The sequence below is a fragment of the Streptomyces sp. NPDC059373 genome (assembly GCF_042751495.1).
Lineage (GTDB): Bacteria > Actinomycetota > Actinomycetes > Streptomycetales > Streptomycetaceae > Actinacidiphila.
Genome location: NZ_JBHYXC010000043.1, coordinates 43,202 through 57,193, shown reverse-complemented (window position 1 = coordinate 57,193; position 13,992 = coordinate 43,202). Strand labels below are relative to the sequence as shown.

Annotated in this window: 14 protein-coding genes; all 14 read right to left on the bottom strand. The window is 70.1% G+C overall.

The features are described from left to right. Positions 1-25: 25 nt before the first annotated feature. On the bottom strand, positions 26-517 hold the full coding sequence (locus ACFXJ5_RS35105) for a RidA family protein (protein WP_384640462.1): 492 nt from the start codon (positions 515-517) through the stop codon (positions 26-28). Next, a complete protein-coding gene (locus ACFXJ5_RS35100) occupies positions 514-1,536 on the bottom strand; it encodes a phosphotriesterase (protein WP_384640460.1) in 1,023 nt (340 codons plus the stop codon). The genes ACFXJ5_RS35105 and ACFXJ5_RS35100 overlap by 4 nt, the downstream gene beginning before the upstream one ends. Positions 1,537-1,673: 137 nt before the next feature. Then, complete coding sequence (locus ACFXJ5_RS35095; RefSeq protein WP_384640457.1) at positions 1,674-2,678, bottom strand: phosphotriesterase family protein; 1,005 nt, start codon at positions 2,676-2,678, stop codon at positions 1,674-1,676. Further along, entirely contained in the window at positions 2,675-3,742 is a 1,068-nt protein-coding gene (locus ACFXJ5_RS35090; protein WP_384640455.1) for an ABC transporter ATP-binding protein, read from the bottom strand. The genes ACFXJ5_RS35095 and ACFXJ5_RS35090 overlap by 4 nt, the downstream gene beginning before the upstream one ends. After that, a complete protein-coding gene (locus tag ACFXJ5_RS35085; protein ID WP_384640452.1) occupies positions 3,739-4,572 on the bottom strand; it encodes an ABC transporter permease in 834 nt (277 codons plus the stop codon). Before ACFXJ5_RS35085 ends, ACFXJ5_RS35090 begins: the two co-directional genes overlap by 4 nt. Positions 4,573-4,574: 2 nt before the next feature. Continuing rightward, positions 4,575-5,447, bottom strand: a complete 873-nt coding sequence (locus ACFXJ5_RS35080) for an ABC transporter permease (RefSeq protein WP_384640450.1) — start codon at positions 5,445-5,447, stop codon at positions 4,575-4,577. Further along, positions 5,429-6,547, bottom strand: coding sequence for an extracellular solute-binding protein (locus tag ACFXJ5_RS35075; RefSeq protein ID WP_384640447.1), 1,119 nt, complete (start codon positions 6,545-6,547; stop codon positions 5,429-5,431). Before ACFXJ5_RS35075 ends, ACFXJ5_RS35080 begins: the two co-directional genes overlap by 19 nt. A 519-nt stretch (positions 6,548-7,066) precedes the next feature. Continuing rightward, positions 7,067-7,300, bottom strand: coding sequence for a biotin/lipoyl-containing protein (locus tag ACFXJ5_RS35070; protein ID WP_384640444.1), 234 nt, complete (start codon positions 7,298-7,300; stop codon positions 7,067-7,069). Between the two features lie 50 nt (positions 7,301-7,350). Next, positions 7,351-8,376 carry an alpha-ketoacid dehydrogenase subunit beta gene (locus ACFXJ5_RS35065; RefSeq protein ID WP_384640441.1) on the bottom strand — a complete coding sequence of 342 codons (1,026 nt, stop codon included), beginning with the start codon at positions 8,374-8,376 and terminating at the stop codon, positions 7,351-7,353. Next, positions 8,376-9,431, bottom strand: coding sequence for a thiamine pyrophosphate-dependent dehydrogenase E1 component subunit alpha (locus ACFXJ5_RS35060; RefSeq protein WP_384640438.1), 1,056 nt, complete (start codon positions 9,429-9,431; stop codon positions 8,376-8,378). Before ACFXJ5_RS35060 ends, ACFXJ5_RS35065 begins: the two co-directional genes overlap by 1 nt. Then, on the bottom strand, positions 9,428-11,089 hold the full coding sequence (locus ACFXJ5_RS35055; RefSeq protein WP_384640434.1) for an FAD-binding protein: 1,662 nt from the start codon (positions 11,087-11,089) through the stop codon (positions 9,428-9,430). Before ACFXJ5_RS35055 ends, ACFXJ5_RS35060 begins: the two co-directional genes overlap by 4 nt. A gap of 125 nt (positions 11,090-11,214) precedes the next feature. Then, positions 11,215-11,550: a 2Fe-2S iron-sulfur cluster-binding protein gene (locus ACFXJ5_RS35050; RefSeq protein WP_384640431.1), complete on the bottom strand. Its 336-nt coding sequence runs from the start codon at positions 11,548-11,550 to the stop codon at positions 11,215-11,217. 4 nt (positions 11,551-11,554) lie between these two features. Beyond that, the gene (locus ACFXJ5_RS35045; protein WP_384640428.1) at positions 11,555-12,889 is read right to left on the bottom strand and encodes an SRPBCC family protein; all 1,335 of its coding nucleotides are present in this window, start codon (positions 12,887-12,889) and stop codon (positions 11,555-11,557) included. Between the two features lie 139 nt (positions 12,890-13,028). Beyond that, positions 13,029-13,658: a TetR/AcrR family transcriptional regulator gene (locus tag ACFXJ5_RS35040; protein WP_384640425.1), complete on the bottom strand. Its 630-nt coding sequence runs from the start codon at positions 13,656-13,658 to the stop codon at positions 13,029-13,031. Between the last annotated feature and the right edge of the window lie 334 nt (positions 13,659-13,992).

Below are 13,992 nucleotides of genomic sequence, written 5' to 3'. Positions count from 1 at the left end.
CCGCCCACCGGCACGTCACGCTCCGTCAGGACGTGGCCTCCACCGTCAGCCACAGCTCGAAGCAGTTGCGCCGGGCCAGCTGCATCGCGCCGATCGTGGCCCGGCCGCCGACGCCGATCCCGGGGCCGAAAACGTCCACCAGCAGGTCGGTCGCGCCGGAAGCGATCAGGTGCAGGTCCTCGAACTCCTCGGTGGTCACGACGAAGCACAGGGCCCGCACCACAGCCGTCACCCGGTCCAGTGACCCCAGGGCCAGCCGGATGCCTCCCAGCGCGTTGATCGCGGCGGCCCGTGCCGCCTCCTGTCCCTGGGCGACCGTCAGGTCCTTGCCGAGCCTGCCGGGGTGCAGGATCCGGCCCTGACGGTCCTCGGGGGTGAAGCCGCTGAGGAAGAGCAGGTCGCCGGTGCGGTGGAAGGCCTTGACGGTGCCGTAGCGGCCGCCGTAGGGCGGGTCGGCGTAGTCGGGCAGTTCCAGGCCGAGTTCGCGTACCCGTGCCTCCGCGCTCGGATGGTTCACGGCCGGTCCAGGAGGCGGCGCGGGGTGTCGACGAGGATGCGGTCCAGGACGGCCTGGTCGTCGCCGGCGGCGGCGCGGATGGCCGGGGCGATGCGGCGGAAGAGGTGCTCGTAGCCCCAGCCGCCGTTATGGAGCAGATTCGACTGGGTCCAGATGTCGCAGCCGATGACGAGCTGGTCGCCGTGGCCCTCGGAGAGCAGCCAGCCGACCATGTCGAGGCGTTCGTGATCGGAGGGGGAGCGCTTCTCGGGGGAGCCGTAGGTGAAGTCGGTGCCGAAGGTGTCGTACTCCAGGACGGCCCCGGTCTGGGCGGCGTCCTTGTGGTATCCGCGGTCGAGCACCTCGTCCATGTGGCTGAGGATGATGCGGTCGGCGGGCATGCCCTCGGCCAGGAGGGTGTCCACCAGGGTCGGCGCGTCGTGGCCCCGGAAGGAGACGTGGATGTTGACGGCGGCGCCCGACTCGGCCCCGGCCCGTCCGGCGGCTCGCAGCACGCGCTGTTCGGCCTCGGTCGGGGGGTGGTTGGTGCCGATCTCGCCGATGACGGCCGGCTTGATGCCGGTGTTCCCGATGCCGTCGCGCAGCTCGGCGAGGAGCAGTTCCGTCAGGGTGTCCACGTCCGCGCCCCTGATGTGGTCAGGGTGGGTGGCCTCGACGTACCAGCCGGTGCCGACGCAGATGTTCACGCCGCTGCGCCGGGAGATGCCGGGCAGCTCGGGCAGACGTCGGCCCATGCCGTCCAGGGTCAGTTCCACGACGGTCCGGCCGCCGGCTGCCCGCAGGGCGCTCAATTCCCCGACGGCGACATCGGGATCGTGGAGCACGAGATTCTCGGGGACGGACAGGGCGTCCCAGCGCAGCCGGGCCATGTCGCGCGGCCCGATCGGGCCTTCGAGGGCGGCGGCGCCGTCGGCGGGGGGCCTGGACCAGATGCGGATGTCGCTGAGCACGTGCTCGTGCATGGAGGTGGGGCCGAGCTGTGCCGGGTCGATCGGGCCGAGGACGGTGTGGATCGGCATGGGTGGGTGCCTTTCGGTGAGGGGAGTGAGGCCGTGTCCGGCCCGAGCGACGACGCGGCCCCGTCAGGGGCGCGGGGAACCGCGCGACCAGCCCACCGCGACCCGCACGTTACGCACCGGACGTTCGCGCGAAGCGCTCAGCGGTCGAGGAGCCGTCGCGGCCCGTGGACGAGCAGGGTGTCGAGCTGTTTCTCCGGTACGCCCCGGCCGCGCAGCGCGGGCGCGATCCGGCGCAGCAGGTGGTCGTATCCCATGCCGCCGAACCGCCTCAGCTGGCTCTTGGTCCACACCGAGCAGCCGAGCACCATGCTCTCGTGCAGCTCCTCGCCGAGCAGGACGGTGATGGCGTCGAGGCGTTCGGCGTCGGTGGCGTCCTTGTAGCCGTCCCGGTAGTACGCCTCGTTGCCGAAGCACCATTCCAGCGTGGCCCCGGCGGCGGCGAGGTCGCGCAGGTAGGGCAGGTCGATGAACTCGTCCACATTGCCGAAGACGACGCGCTCGGGCGGCAGTCCGCTGTCCGCGAGCAGGTCGAGCACCTCGTGACCCAGCCGGGCCGAGGGATCGAGCCGTACGCTGACCGCCGCTCCGCAGCGGGCGGCGGCGCGGCCGGCGGCCCGGAGCACGCGCCGCTCGGCGGGCTCGAGTGGGGCGCTGGTGCCGATGATGCCGAGGAGCGCGGCGCGGTAGTCGCAGCCGGGGACGTTGTCGGTGAGGGCGCCGTGCAGCAGCTCCTCCAGCGCGTCCTCGCCCATGTCGCGCATCCAGTCCGGGTGGGAGCGGGCCAGGTAGGCGCCGTACCCGGCGGCGATGTGCAGGCCGCAGGCGCGGGACAGGGCGGGCAGTTCGGCATAGCGGGGGCCCAGCCCCCAGGAGGTCAGGTCGACGACGCAGGACTGCCCGAGGGCGTGGGCGGGGCGCAGTTCCTCGGCCGCCGCCGTCGGGTCGTCGAGGACGAGGTTGTCCTGCAGGGCGAGCAGGTTCCAGCGGACGAAGCCGAGGTTCTCGATGGTCACCCGCCGGTCGGGTGGCAGGGGCTCGCGGGGCGGTCGGTGCAGGACGCGGCTGTCGCTGAGCAGGTGCTCGTGCATGGAGGTGGGCCCGACGGCCTGCGCCGGCACCGGTCCCAGGACGGTCTGGATCATGCGGGCTCCAGGACGGCCGCGCCGGCCGGGGCGTCGGTCTCGGGCGGGATGACGTGCACGGCCTTCGGGTCCCGGCAGCCGAGTCGTACGGGCGAGCCCTCGGCCAGCGCCGACACGTCGGTGTGCGGCGGTACGTGGGCGATGAGCGTGCCGAGGGCGGGGTGTTGCGCCTCCAGCCGGATCCGGGTGCCCTGGAAGCTTTTGAGCGTCAGCCGCCCTTCGACACATCCGCCGGACTCGTCGGCGTCGAGCAGCGTCAGGTCCTCGGGCCGCAGGACGGCCGTCCCGGCGGGCCGGCCGGCGGCGGTGCCGAAGCCGTCAAGACGGCCCTGCTGTACGGGGATCAGGTTGGCGTCGCCGAGGAAACGGGCCACGAAGGTGCTGGCCGGGGCACGGTAGAGGGCTTCGGGGGCGTCGTACTGGTCGATGCGTCCGTCCCGCATGACGGCGACGCGGTCGGACATGGTCAGTGCCTCGGTCTGGTCGTGGGTCACCGCGATCGTGGTGATGCCCACCTGCCGCTGGAGCCTGCGGATCTCGGTCTGCATCGACTCCCGCAGCTGCTTGTCCAGCGCCGCCATGGGCTCGTCGAGCAGCAGCAGCCGGGGGTCGGCGGCCAGCGCCCGGGCCAGTGCCACGCGCTGCTGCTGGCCGCCGGACAGCGCCGCAACTTTCCGGCTCTCCAGGTCGGGCAGCTGGACGAGCTCCAGCATCTTGCGTACGGTCTCGCGGCGTTCGGCCTTGGGCCGGTGGCGCGTGAGCAGCGGGAAGGCGATGTTCTCGCCGACCGTCATGTGCGGGAAGAGCGCGTACGACTGGAAGACCACCCCGATCCCGCGGTCCTGCGGCGGCACGCTTGCGACCTCGGCGCCGTCGAAGAGGACATGCCCGGCGCTGACCCGCTCCAGCCCGGCCACGACGTTGAGCGTGGTGGACTTGCCGCTGCCGCTCGGCCCGAGCAGGGTCACGAACTCGCCCGCCCGGACGTCCAGGCTCACCCCGCGCAGGACCTGGTTGCGGCCGAGTTCGACATGGACGTCCTCGATGGTGAGGGCAACGGTCATCGGGCGGTTCCCTTCCTGCGTACGGTCCGCCGGGCCAGCCCCGGCGCGCTCAGGACCACCACGGCGAGCAGCGACACCAGCGTCGAGGCGGCGGTGAGCTGGGGCGAGATCGCCTCGCGTGAGGCGTTGAGCATCTGCAGCGGCAGCGTCGTGTGGCCCACCGGCAGGACGAACACCGACAGCACGACCTCGTCGAAGGCGGAGTTGAACGCGAACAGCGCCCCGGCCGCGATCGAGCCGGTCAGCAGCGGCAGTTCGACCCGCCACACCGTCGTGAACCAGCCGGCGCCCAGCGTCGCCGCCGCCGGCCGCAGCCTCGGGTCCTGCCGGGCCAGGGCGCCGCTGACCACGACGAAGACCAGCGGGAAGGCGAGCAGCGCCTCGCCCAGGACCACGGGCAGGTACGTCAGCTGCAGGAACGGCAGCCGCTGGGTGAGGCCGTAGAGTCCCAGCGCGTACGAGATGTACGGGACCGCCAGCGGCAGCACGAACAGTCCGCGCACCAGCCGCCCCGACCGGGCGGCGCGCAGCCGGGACAGGCCGAGCGCGGCGGAGGTGCCCAGCACGGTGGCGATGAGGGCGGAGGCCGCCGACAGCCACAGGGAGAGCTGGAAGGCGTCGGTCCAGTCGCTGTCCGACAGCAGCGATGTGTACCAGCGCAGCGAGAACCCCTGCGGCGGGACGGTGAGGAATGCTCCGTTGGTCCATGAGGTGGAGACGAGCACCAGCAGCGGCAGCAGGAACAACAGGCCCAGCGCGGTGGTGAGGATGACCACCGGGCGGCGCGAGCGGCCGAGGGCCGCCGGCAGATCGTTGGTGGTGGCGGCCATGCTCATCCCCACCTTTCGCTGACGTTCAGCAGCCGGTCGGCCACGAGGTAGAGGATCAGGACGGCGGCGAGCAGCACCAGGCTCATGGCGGCGGCCGTGCCGGGTTCGTTGGCGGAGCTGAACTCCAGGTCGATCAGGCCCGCGACGGTCAGGTTGGAGGGGGAGCCGAGCAGTACGGGAGTGACGTAGAAGCCCAGCGACATCAGGAACACCAGCACCCCGCCGGACACTATTGAGGACCGCAGCTGCGGCAGCACCACCTTGCGCAGCACGACCGGGGTGGATGCCCCGAACAGCCGGGCCGCGCGGATCTGCAGCCCGTCCAGCCGGCCGATGGCGACGTGCACCGGCAGCACCGCGAACGGCAGCATCACCTGCACCATCGCCGGGTAGGGGGCCAGCGTGGTCTGGTAGATGTTCAGCGGCTCGTCGCGCAGGCCGACCGCGTGCAGCAGCTGGTACAGCGCGCCGGTGGGCAGTTCCAGCAGCACCCAGCCGAAGCTGCGCACCAGCACCGAGGTCCACAGGGTCAGGAACAGTGCCCCGAGGAGCAGGCCGGCCGCCCACCGGGGCGCTGCTGCCACGCCGATCGCGTACAGGGTCCCCAGCACGGTCGTGGCGGCCGTGACCACGCCCGCCATCAGCACCGTACGGGTGATGGCGGGCACGAACAGCCCGTCGCCGGACACCGAGCCGATCCCGCCCGTGCCGGTCACCGCGGTCATCGCCAGCAGCACCACCGGCACGGCCAGGAACGAGGCCAGGAACAGCAGGGGAGCCAGCAGCAGCCAGCCGGCGCCGGAGCCACCGCCCCACCGGCGCGCGGTGGGCTTCGAGGTGGCGGGAAGGTGTGCCGTCAGCCCTTGCTGAGCCATGCCGCGTACTTCTTGACGTAGTCGCTGTAGACCTTCGCCAACGCGGTGTTGTCCGGCGAGATGGTCTTGTCCTTGTTGGCGGGGCCGTTGGGGAGGGTGGCCAGCACCTTGTCGCTGATGTGCTCGAACGCCGACTCGTTGCCCGGCCCGTAGCCGGTCAGCGAGGCGAACGTGGCCTGCCGCTTGCCGTCGGTGCACCACTGGGCCAGCGCCCAGGCGCCGTCCTTGTGGGCGGCCTTCTTCGTGGTGACGCTGATGTTGGGCGACAGGAAGGCCTCGTTGAAGACGATCGTGACGTCCGTGCCCTGGTTCTGCAGTGCCCGGAACAGTCCGTTCGGGCCGACGGCGACCGCGGCGGTCTTGGAGGTCAGGAACTGCTGGATCTGCGGGTACGAGGTGAAGAAGACCATGTGCGAACGCAGTTCGTCGAGTTTGGCGAAGCCCCGCTCGAAGTCCAGCGGATACAGGTCCTCCGGCGCGACACCGTCGGCGAGCAGCGCCCGCTCGATCGAGTAGTCCGCGGATCCGGCCGTGCCGGGCCACGCGCGCTTGCCCGGGAACTTCTTGACGTCCCAGAACTCCGCCCACGTCTGCGGGCCGCGCCCGTCGAAGGTGCCGGGCAGATACGCCTGGGTGTTGGCGATGACGAAAGACGCCCACGCGTAGGGCTGGGCCCGCTTCTCCACCTGGTCGTTGCGCGTCACATCGGACGGCAGAGTGGCCATCGAGTCGTGCTCCAGGGCCCCGTACAGCTCGTACTGGCCCACCGGCAGCTCGTCGTACGGGCCGTCCTCGCCGTCCTCCATCGCGTACATCTTGGCGTCGGCCGGGATGGTCGTGACGACCTTGACCCCGGTCTCCTTGGTGAAGGAGTCGAAGTAGGCCGTCTGCCGGGCCGCCCGGGTCGTACCGCCGAAGTCCGCGAAGACGAGCGACTTGCTCTTGATCCGGGACAGTGGTCCGCTGGAGGCAGCGGCGGACGCGCTGCCCGTGGCCTCCGAGGCACACGCGCTGAGCAGGCCTGGGGCGAGCAGCGCTCCTGCGGTGATTCCGGCATTCCGCAGGAGAAGTCGTCTGGACAGCGGACTGGTGTCGGTCATGGTGCGCCCCATCTCGTGTCGCTCTCGTCGCCAGGCTTAACCCCCGCTTCGGATCCAGACATTAGCAATGTGGATCCAATCTTGGGTTTCGGTTGTGTCACGCACCGATGACACCCGCGCTTCCCGTTCGCCCGTCACGAGGCGCCGCCGTGAGGCGGTGGCGTGGCCTGAGGACCAGGTTCCTGGTCTTCACCGGGCGAGAGTGATCTGATCCAGCGCGGTGGCGAGTTCCACCTGATCGCCGTCTGCGAGGTACCCCAGAGCCCGCTCATCGAGGCCCCGTCCGGGTTCATCGGCGTGGACCTGGGGATCGTCAACATCGCTGCCACTTCCACCGGGCACCGTGCCGCGGGGCGCGGCCTGAACCGGCACTGCAAGCTGTCGTCGCGGCGAGGATGTCGGCCACCTCGTTGTCGCTGCCACCGGGGCCCTCTCCGGCGAGGGCCCCGTGCGTCGGATGACATCGGTTCGGACGATACGCCGCAGGGGAGACGGGAGCCGTCCCCCCTTCCTTCTCCTTCAGCTGCTGATCCGGCCGATCAGCGTGCCGACCGCGTAGGTCTCCTCGGGCTTGCCGATGATTTCGAGGGTGCCGGAGGCCGGGGACTCGATCTCGGTCTCCGTCTTGTCGGTGGCCAGGATGTACAGCACCTGCCCCTCCTCCACGGTCTCGCCGGAGGCCACCAGCCACTCGGTGATCTCGCCCTCCGTCATCGTCACACCGAGCTGGGGGATCTGCAGTTCGTGACTCATGTGCTCCGCTTTCTCGTTCTCAGGTCTCCGGGCCTCTTCGCCGGTCCTGCCTAGGACTTGGTCAGGCGCCGGACCGCGGCCTCGATACGGGCCGGTCCGGGAAGGAAGGCCTCCTCCAGCGACTTCGCGTACGGGACCGGGGTGTCCGGCGCGGTGACGCGGAGCACCGGCCCGGCCAGTTCGCCGAACAGCTCCTGCTGGATGATCGCCGCGAGTTCGGCGCCGAAGCCGTTGCGGCGTACCGCCTCGTGCACGACCACGGCGCGCTTCGTCTTTGCCACCGAACCGAGTACGGCGTCGGTGTCCAGGGGATTGAGGGTGCGCAGGTCCACGACCTCGGCGTTGATGCCGTCGGCCGCGAGTGTCTCGGCGACCGTCAGGCAGTCGCCGACCTGCCGTCCGTAGGTGAGCAGCGTGATGTCCGAGCCCGGGCGGGCGATCCGGGCCTTGCCCAGCGGAACACGGTAGTCACCCTCGGGGACCTCGCCCTTGCCGGCGAAGTACAGCTGACTCATCTCGACGAACACGCACGGGTCGTCGTCGAAGATGCACGACAGCAACAGGCCCTTCGCGTCTGCCGGATTGCTGGGGACGACCACCTTCAGGCCTGCGGCGTGAACCAGTTGGGCCTCCAGCATGTCCGAGTGCTGGGCGCCGAACCCGCCGCCCGTCCCGGTCGCGGTGCGCACGGTGAGCGGCACCGGGGTGCGCCCGCCGGACATGTAGCGCAACTTGGCCGCGTGGTTGATGAGTTGGTCCGCGCACACGTGCACGAAGTTCATCAGCATGATCTCGGCGACCGGGCGCATCCCGGAGATCGCCGCGCCGACGGCCGCGCCCATGATGGCCTGCTCGGAGATCGGAGTGTGGCGGACCCGGGTGGTGCCGTACTTGTTGCCCAGGCCCTTGTGGACCCCGAACCCCCCGCCATTGGGTTCCTGGATGTCCTCGCCGAGGAGGAAGACCGAAGGATCGACGCCGAGCGCGATGTCCAGCGCCTCGTTGAGGGCCTGGACCTGCCCCATCGTGCGGGTGCCCGTCGCTGTCCCTGTCGCCTTGAGCTGAGTAACCGTCATCAGACCGCCACCTCCGAGGAATTGGGCCAGGCGGAGCCTGCCGGTGAGGGGTGGTGGTCGGGCGACGGGTGGGAGTACACGTCCGTTGTGAGTTCGGCGATGTCCGGATAATCGGCGGCCAGCGCGTACGCGGCTGCGTCCGCGACCTCGTCAGCGGCCTGCTCCTCGATGGCCGCCAGTTCGGCCTCGGTCGCCACCTCGTCGGCGATCAGCCGGGCCCGGAAGCGCGGCACCGGGTCGGCCGCCATCGCCTCCTTGAGGAGCTCCTTGGGCATGTATTTCTGCTGGTCGCCCACCAGGTGGCCGTTGAAGCGGAAGGTGTTGGCCTCCAGGAGAGTGGGGCCCTCCCCTCGCCGGGCCCGGTCCACGGCCCGCCCTGCGGCCTGCCACATGGCGACCGGGTCGTTGCCGTCCACGCTCTCGCCGGGCATGCCGTAGGCGGCGGCGCGGTCGGCGATGCGTGCCACCGAGGTGCCCTCGCTCAGCGGGGTGTACTCGGCGAACTGGTTGTTCTGGCAGACGAAGATCACGGGCAGTTTCCACACGGAGGCCAGGTTGAGCGCCTCGTGGAAGGCCCCGATGTTGGACGCGCCGTCGCCGAAGTTCGTCACCGCCACCTGGTCGGTACCGCGCATCTGGGCGGACAGCGCGAGTCCGTTGGCGATCGGGATGCCGGAGCCCACCACGCCGGTGGTGACCATGAGCCCGTGCTCGGGCGAGGTGACGTGCATGGGCCCGCCCTTGCCCTTGCAGCTGCCGACCGCCTTGCCCAGGTACTCGGCCCACAGGTCGCGCAGCGGCACCCCCTTGGCGATCTGGTCGTGCAGACCGCGGTAGATGGTGACGACGTAGTCGTCGGGGCGCAGATGCTGGGCCACGGACACAGCCGCGAACTCCTGGCCGCGCGGCGAGTAGTACATCCCGCCGATCTGCCCCGCCTTCATCAGCGAGAGGTACTTCTCGTCGAAGAGCTTGATGCGGGTGGCGGTGGCGAAGAGTTCGACCAGAACCTTCGCGTCCGGTTCGACGGCCGGCTCGGTAACCTGCGCGGTCATGCGGTGCGCTCCTTCTTGTGCGCCCCGGCCGCAGCCCCGGCCCCGGAGCGAGCCACGCCCGCCGCGTGCTCGCCTGCGCGTCGTCCGGAGAAGACGGCGTCGGCCAGGGAGAGGCCCGACACGTAGCTGTTGCTGCAGATCCCGACCGCGGCGCGCCCGGCGGCGTACAAGCCGGGGATGGTCTCTCCGCTCTCGCGGACGGTCCCGCCGGTCCCCTCGTCCACGACGAGTCCGCCGAGGGTGATGTAGGGGAGCGGGTAGAAGGTCCGTGAGGCGTCCGTGCCGATGTTCACGGCGTAGTACGGTCCCTGGCCGAGGGAGTGCCGGAACTCGTCGTTCTTTCCGTACGCGTCGGGCTCGCCTGCGGCGAGGGCGGCGTCGTGCTCGGCGGCTGTCCTGATCAGCCCGGCGGGGTCGATCTGGCAGGATCGGGCGAGCTTCTCCAGGGTGTTCGCCTTGTGGTGGCCGAACGGGCTGAAGACATAGGCGAGTTGCGGTTTGTGGAAGAAGGCGGACTGGGTGCGGATCTGGCCCCGCGCCTTGCGCCAGGTGGCCGCGTCGGTGATGACGAACCCGCGACCGCCGTGCTCCTCGATCAGCGGCTTGGTCATCGTCGCGCCGTAGAGCTGCTCGTTGGCGAAGCGCTGTCCCGCGGCGTCCACCGCGACGCCTTCCATGAAGGCCGACGGCGGGCAGATGAAGCGCCATCCCGATATGGAGTCCATCCGGTCGGTGGCCGCTTCGACCTGCGCTCCGAGCTTGACGGCGGAGCCGTTCTCACCGCCCGGGCCGAGCGCGTTCAAGCCCGAGTACTGCGGCGCGTACGTGCTCATCAGCTCCTTGTCGAAGCCGAACCCGCCGGTGGCGAGGATGACTCCGCCGCGGGACCGGGCGCGGTGGACCCGGCTGCGGCGGCGCTGGATCGAGTCGGAGAGCTTGGTCATCCGGCTGCCGACCGGCCGGTAGTAGATCATCATCTTCCCGGCCGTCTTGGCGAGCTTCTCGTGCCAGCCCCCCGGTTCCCGGCCCTGTTCAGGGGCCGCGAACTCGACTCCCACGACGGCGCCGTCCTCGACGATCAGACGGCGCACGTCGGCCAGCGGGCGGACGGTGACACCTTTGCGGAGTGCCGCTTCGCGCAGCCGGGCGTAGAAGACGGCGCCCGTGAAGTTTTTGGCGTGGACCCGGTGGCCGCGCGCCGCCGGGCGGGCCACCGCGGCCGCCGCCGCGGTCAGTTCGTTGCCCGAGTAGTAGAGGTAGTGGCGGTTGGTGGGATACGACGTCTTGTAGTCGCAGAGGCTGCCGTCGAACTCCAGGCCCTGCGCGCGCAGCCAGTCGATCATCTTCGGGCTGCCCTCGGCGAACGTCCGCAGGGTCTCGTCCGAGACGACGCCCCCGCTCTCCTGCTTCAGATACGCGAGCATCTCCTCGGGGGAGTCGGAGACCCCCGCGGACTGCTGGACGTCGGTGCCTCCACCGGCGTAGACGACGCCGCCGGAGTGGGCGGTGGAGCCGCCGCCGTACGACCGTTCCAGAACGAGTACGGACGCTCCCGCATCCGCGGCCGCGATGGCGGCGCAGGCGCCCGCGCCGCCGAAACCGACGACGATCACGTCGTAGGTCTCGTCCGCGGGCACCCGGGTGTGCTGATGTGCCATGGTGTGGTTCCTAGCTACTGGTTCGGCGGCGGCTGCCGCTCGACGGGTTACCGGGAGCTCTCGTTCACCGGCTACGGAACGTGGCTCCAACGGCCACTGACATGCGGGGATCCTTCGTACGTCGACTACTGGACTCCCGGGGACGCCTCGCCCGGCGGCTTGACGCCCTTCTTCTCGACCGTGACCTCGCCGGTCACGGTCAGCCGGCAGGCCAGCCGGACGTTGCGGACGGAGCCCCGGCGGCGCTGCCCCAGCTGCCGCAGCACCGCCTGCTCCTCGGGCCCCGGCGGATCGGTCGCGGGGTGTCCGTCGGTCACCCGGAGCGCGCAGGCGGTGCAACGGGCCTGGCCGTAGCAGATGGTGGGCCAGCTCAGGCCCGCCCGAAGCGCCGCCTGGAAGACGGTTTCGCCGGCCCTTGGCGAGAGTTCGACGCCTCCGGGATCGACTCGTACGCGCCCCACCACGTCAGTCCCCACTGAGGTAGCGGTCGATGGTGAGATGGTTGTTGATGATCATCGCCTCGTAGCGCTCGGACATGATGAGGTCGTCGATGCCCGAGCCGCGCACGCCCTTCTGCTGGCCGATGACGTTCTGGAAGTCCTCGCGGAAGATCTGCGGCCATTCCTCGACGGGAATGGGGCCCTCCAGTACGGGGCGCTCGGGCTCACCCGCGTCGGCGCCGGGTATCTGCACGGCCCAGACCTCGAAGATGCAGCTCTGCGGGTCGTCCCCGTTCGGCCGGGACCGGTAGATGATGTTGTTGCCGTAGCCCGGCAGGAAGGTGAGGTTCGGGAAGATGTGCCCGTACCCGGTCGTCTCCGTCGTGGGCGGAGGCAGCGGAATCCCGGCTCCCTGCGCGTACGCGTACAGCGCCTCGAAGAACTTGGCGGGAAACTCCTCGTCCGGTATGTCCTTTTCCAGCAATCCCTGCTGGATGAACATCTCCCGCTCGGTCGTGAAGGCGTCGGTGCCGAAGTACAGCGCGTTGTTGAACTGGATGAAGTAGTCCGCCCAGGACATCCCCTTGACCGGGACTTCGCTGGTGGTGGGGGGCCGCGAGTGTGCGTGGCCGCCCTCGAAGCACTCGAAGTTGCTGGCGAGCGAGTCGACGTTGTAGTCGTCGTCGGCCGCCCCCATGGCGAGTGAGGGGTGCGCCTGCATGACGTGATAGGCCTCAAGGAAGGCCTCCTGCGCCATCTTCCAGTTGCACGGCAGGATCACGTGCCGCCACCAGCGCACCCGCATACGCTCGAAGGCGATGGGGTCCAGCACCTTGGCGATGCCGTCGAGGTACTGCTCCAGCGGTGGCGCTTCGGCGTCCATGTTGACGAAGACCATGCCGCCCCAGGTGTCGACCTGGACCTCGCGCAACCGCAGCTTGTCCTTGTCCAGACAGGCCGGCGTGAACCCTTGCTGGGCAGCGTAGACGTAGGTGTTCTCTCCGTTGAGGTCCCAACGCCATCCGTGATACGGGCAGACGATCTGACGCCCGTGGAAGGTCCCGGCGCCGTTCCCGAGGGCTGTGGCTCGGTGCCGACAGGCGTTGTAGTACGCCTTGATGCGGGAGTCGGACTCCCGGACGACCAGGATGGACTGGTCGTTGATCTCGTACTCGATGTAGTCCCCGGTCTCGGGAAGGTCCTCAAGCCGACAGGCGACCTGCCAGACGTGCTGCCACAGCTTCTCCTTCTCCAGCTGGGCGAAGTCGGCCGAGTAGTAGCGCTGGGCGGGGACTCGTTTGGGGTCGGTGATCGCATAGGGATGCGAGGCCAGGGCTGCTAGGTCAGGTGTGAGTGACACGTCGCTACCTCCTTTGGCGCAACGTAAATAACTGATCAGTTATTTAATTTAGGCAGTCCGACACTCCTGGTCAATAGTCGTGCTCGGGTAATTCCCCGGCTCCGGGCGGCCGCGGTGGCGGAGCGGTTCCCGGACCTTGTCAGCCGCTGCGCGGGAGCAGGGATCCGCTGGCGAGCAGGCCTTCCACCTGGCGGATAGCGGCGGCATGGCGCGCTCGGGGCACGGTCGCCCCGAGGCGGGTGAGCCCCCAGATGAGCGAGGTGAGCATGTCGGCGATCGCCTGCCGGTCCGCGTCGGCGGGAAGCTCGCCGCGCCGGATCGCGTCGTCGACGAGCCGCGTGTAGATCTCCTCCTCGGTGCGCACCCGACCGTCGATGACCGCGTGGAACTCCGGGATCCGCGCCGACTCCAAGTGAACGGCCTCGCTCAGCCGCGCGGCCGCCGGATGGTCACGGGTGCAGGCCAGCGACTCCTCCAGCAGGGAGACGAAGCGCTCCTGAAGGGTTCCCGGGACCTGCGTCGCCCGCTCCAGGCGGCCCATGATCTCCTGGACCAGCTCGTCGAAAATGACGCCCACCAGCTCCTGCTTGGTGGGGAAGTACCGGTAGATGGCCGCACTCGTCAGTCCGGCGCGCTCGGCGATGGTCTTCATGGTCGCGTTGCCGTAACCCACCTCGGCCACGTGCTCGGTCGCCGCGGCCATGATGCGGCGCCGCGTCTGCTCGCCGTCCACCCCCGCCGGACGCCCTAGCCGGGCTGCCTGTGCCATCCCGTACACCCTCCCGACTTCGCCGCTTGCCGGGACATCGTCCCATGACGTCCCGACCGGTTCTGCGGAGAGCGACTCCTTCTCTCGATGTCCGGTGGGCGTCCGTACGGACCGCATGCGTACGGACGACGCTGCTGCCGGCCGGGCGCAGCCCGAGCGCCCGCGGTGGACCACCAGCCCCCGGCACGGCGTCATGCGGACCAGGCCGGCCTCCGGGTCCTCGCAGGCCACACGCCAGGGTACGCGCAGCAGGCAGAGATCGGATTCGTCGCCCGGCCCGACGGCGGGGCGGGCGGCGAATCCGGCATTGCCGGAGTGCCGGGGCGTCCCGGCA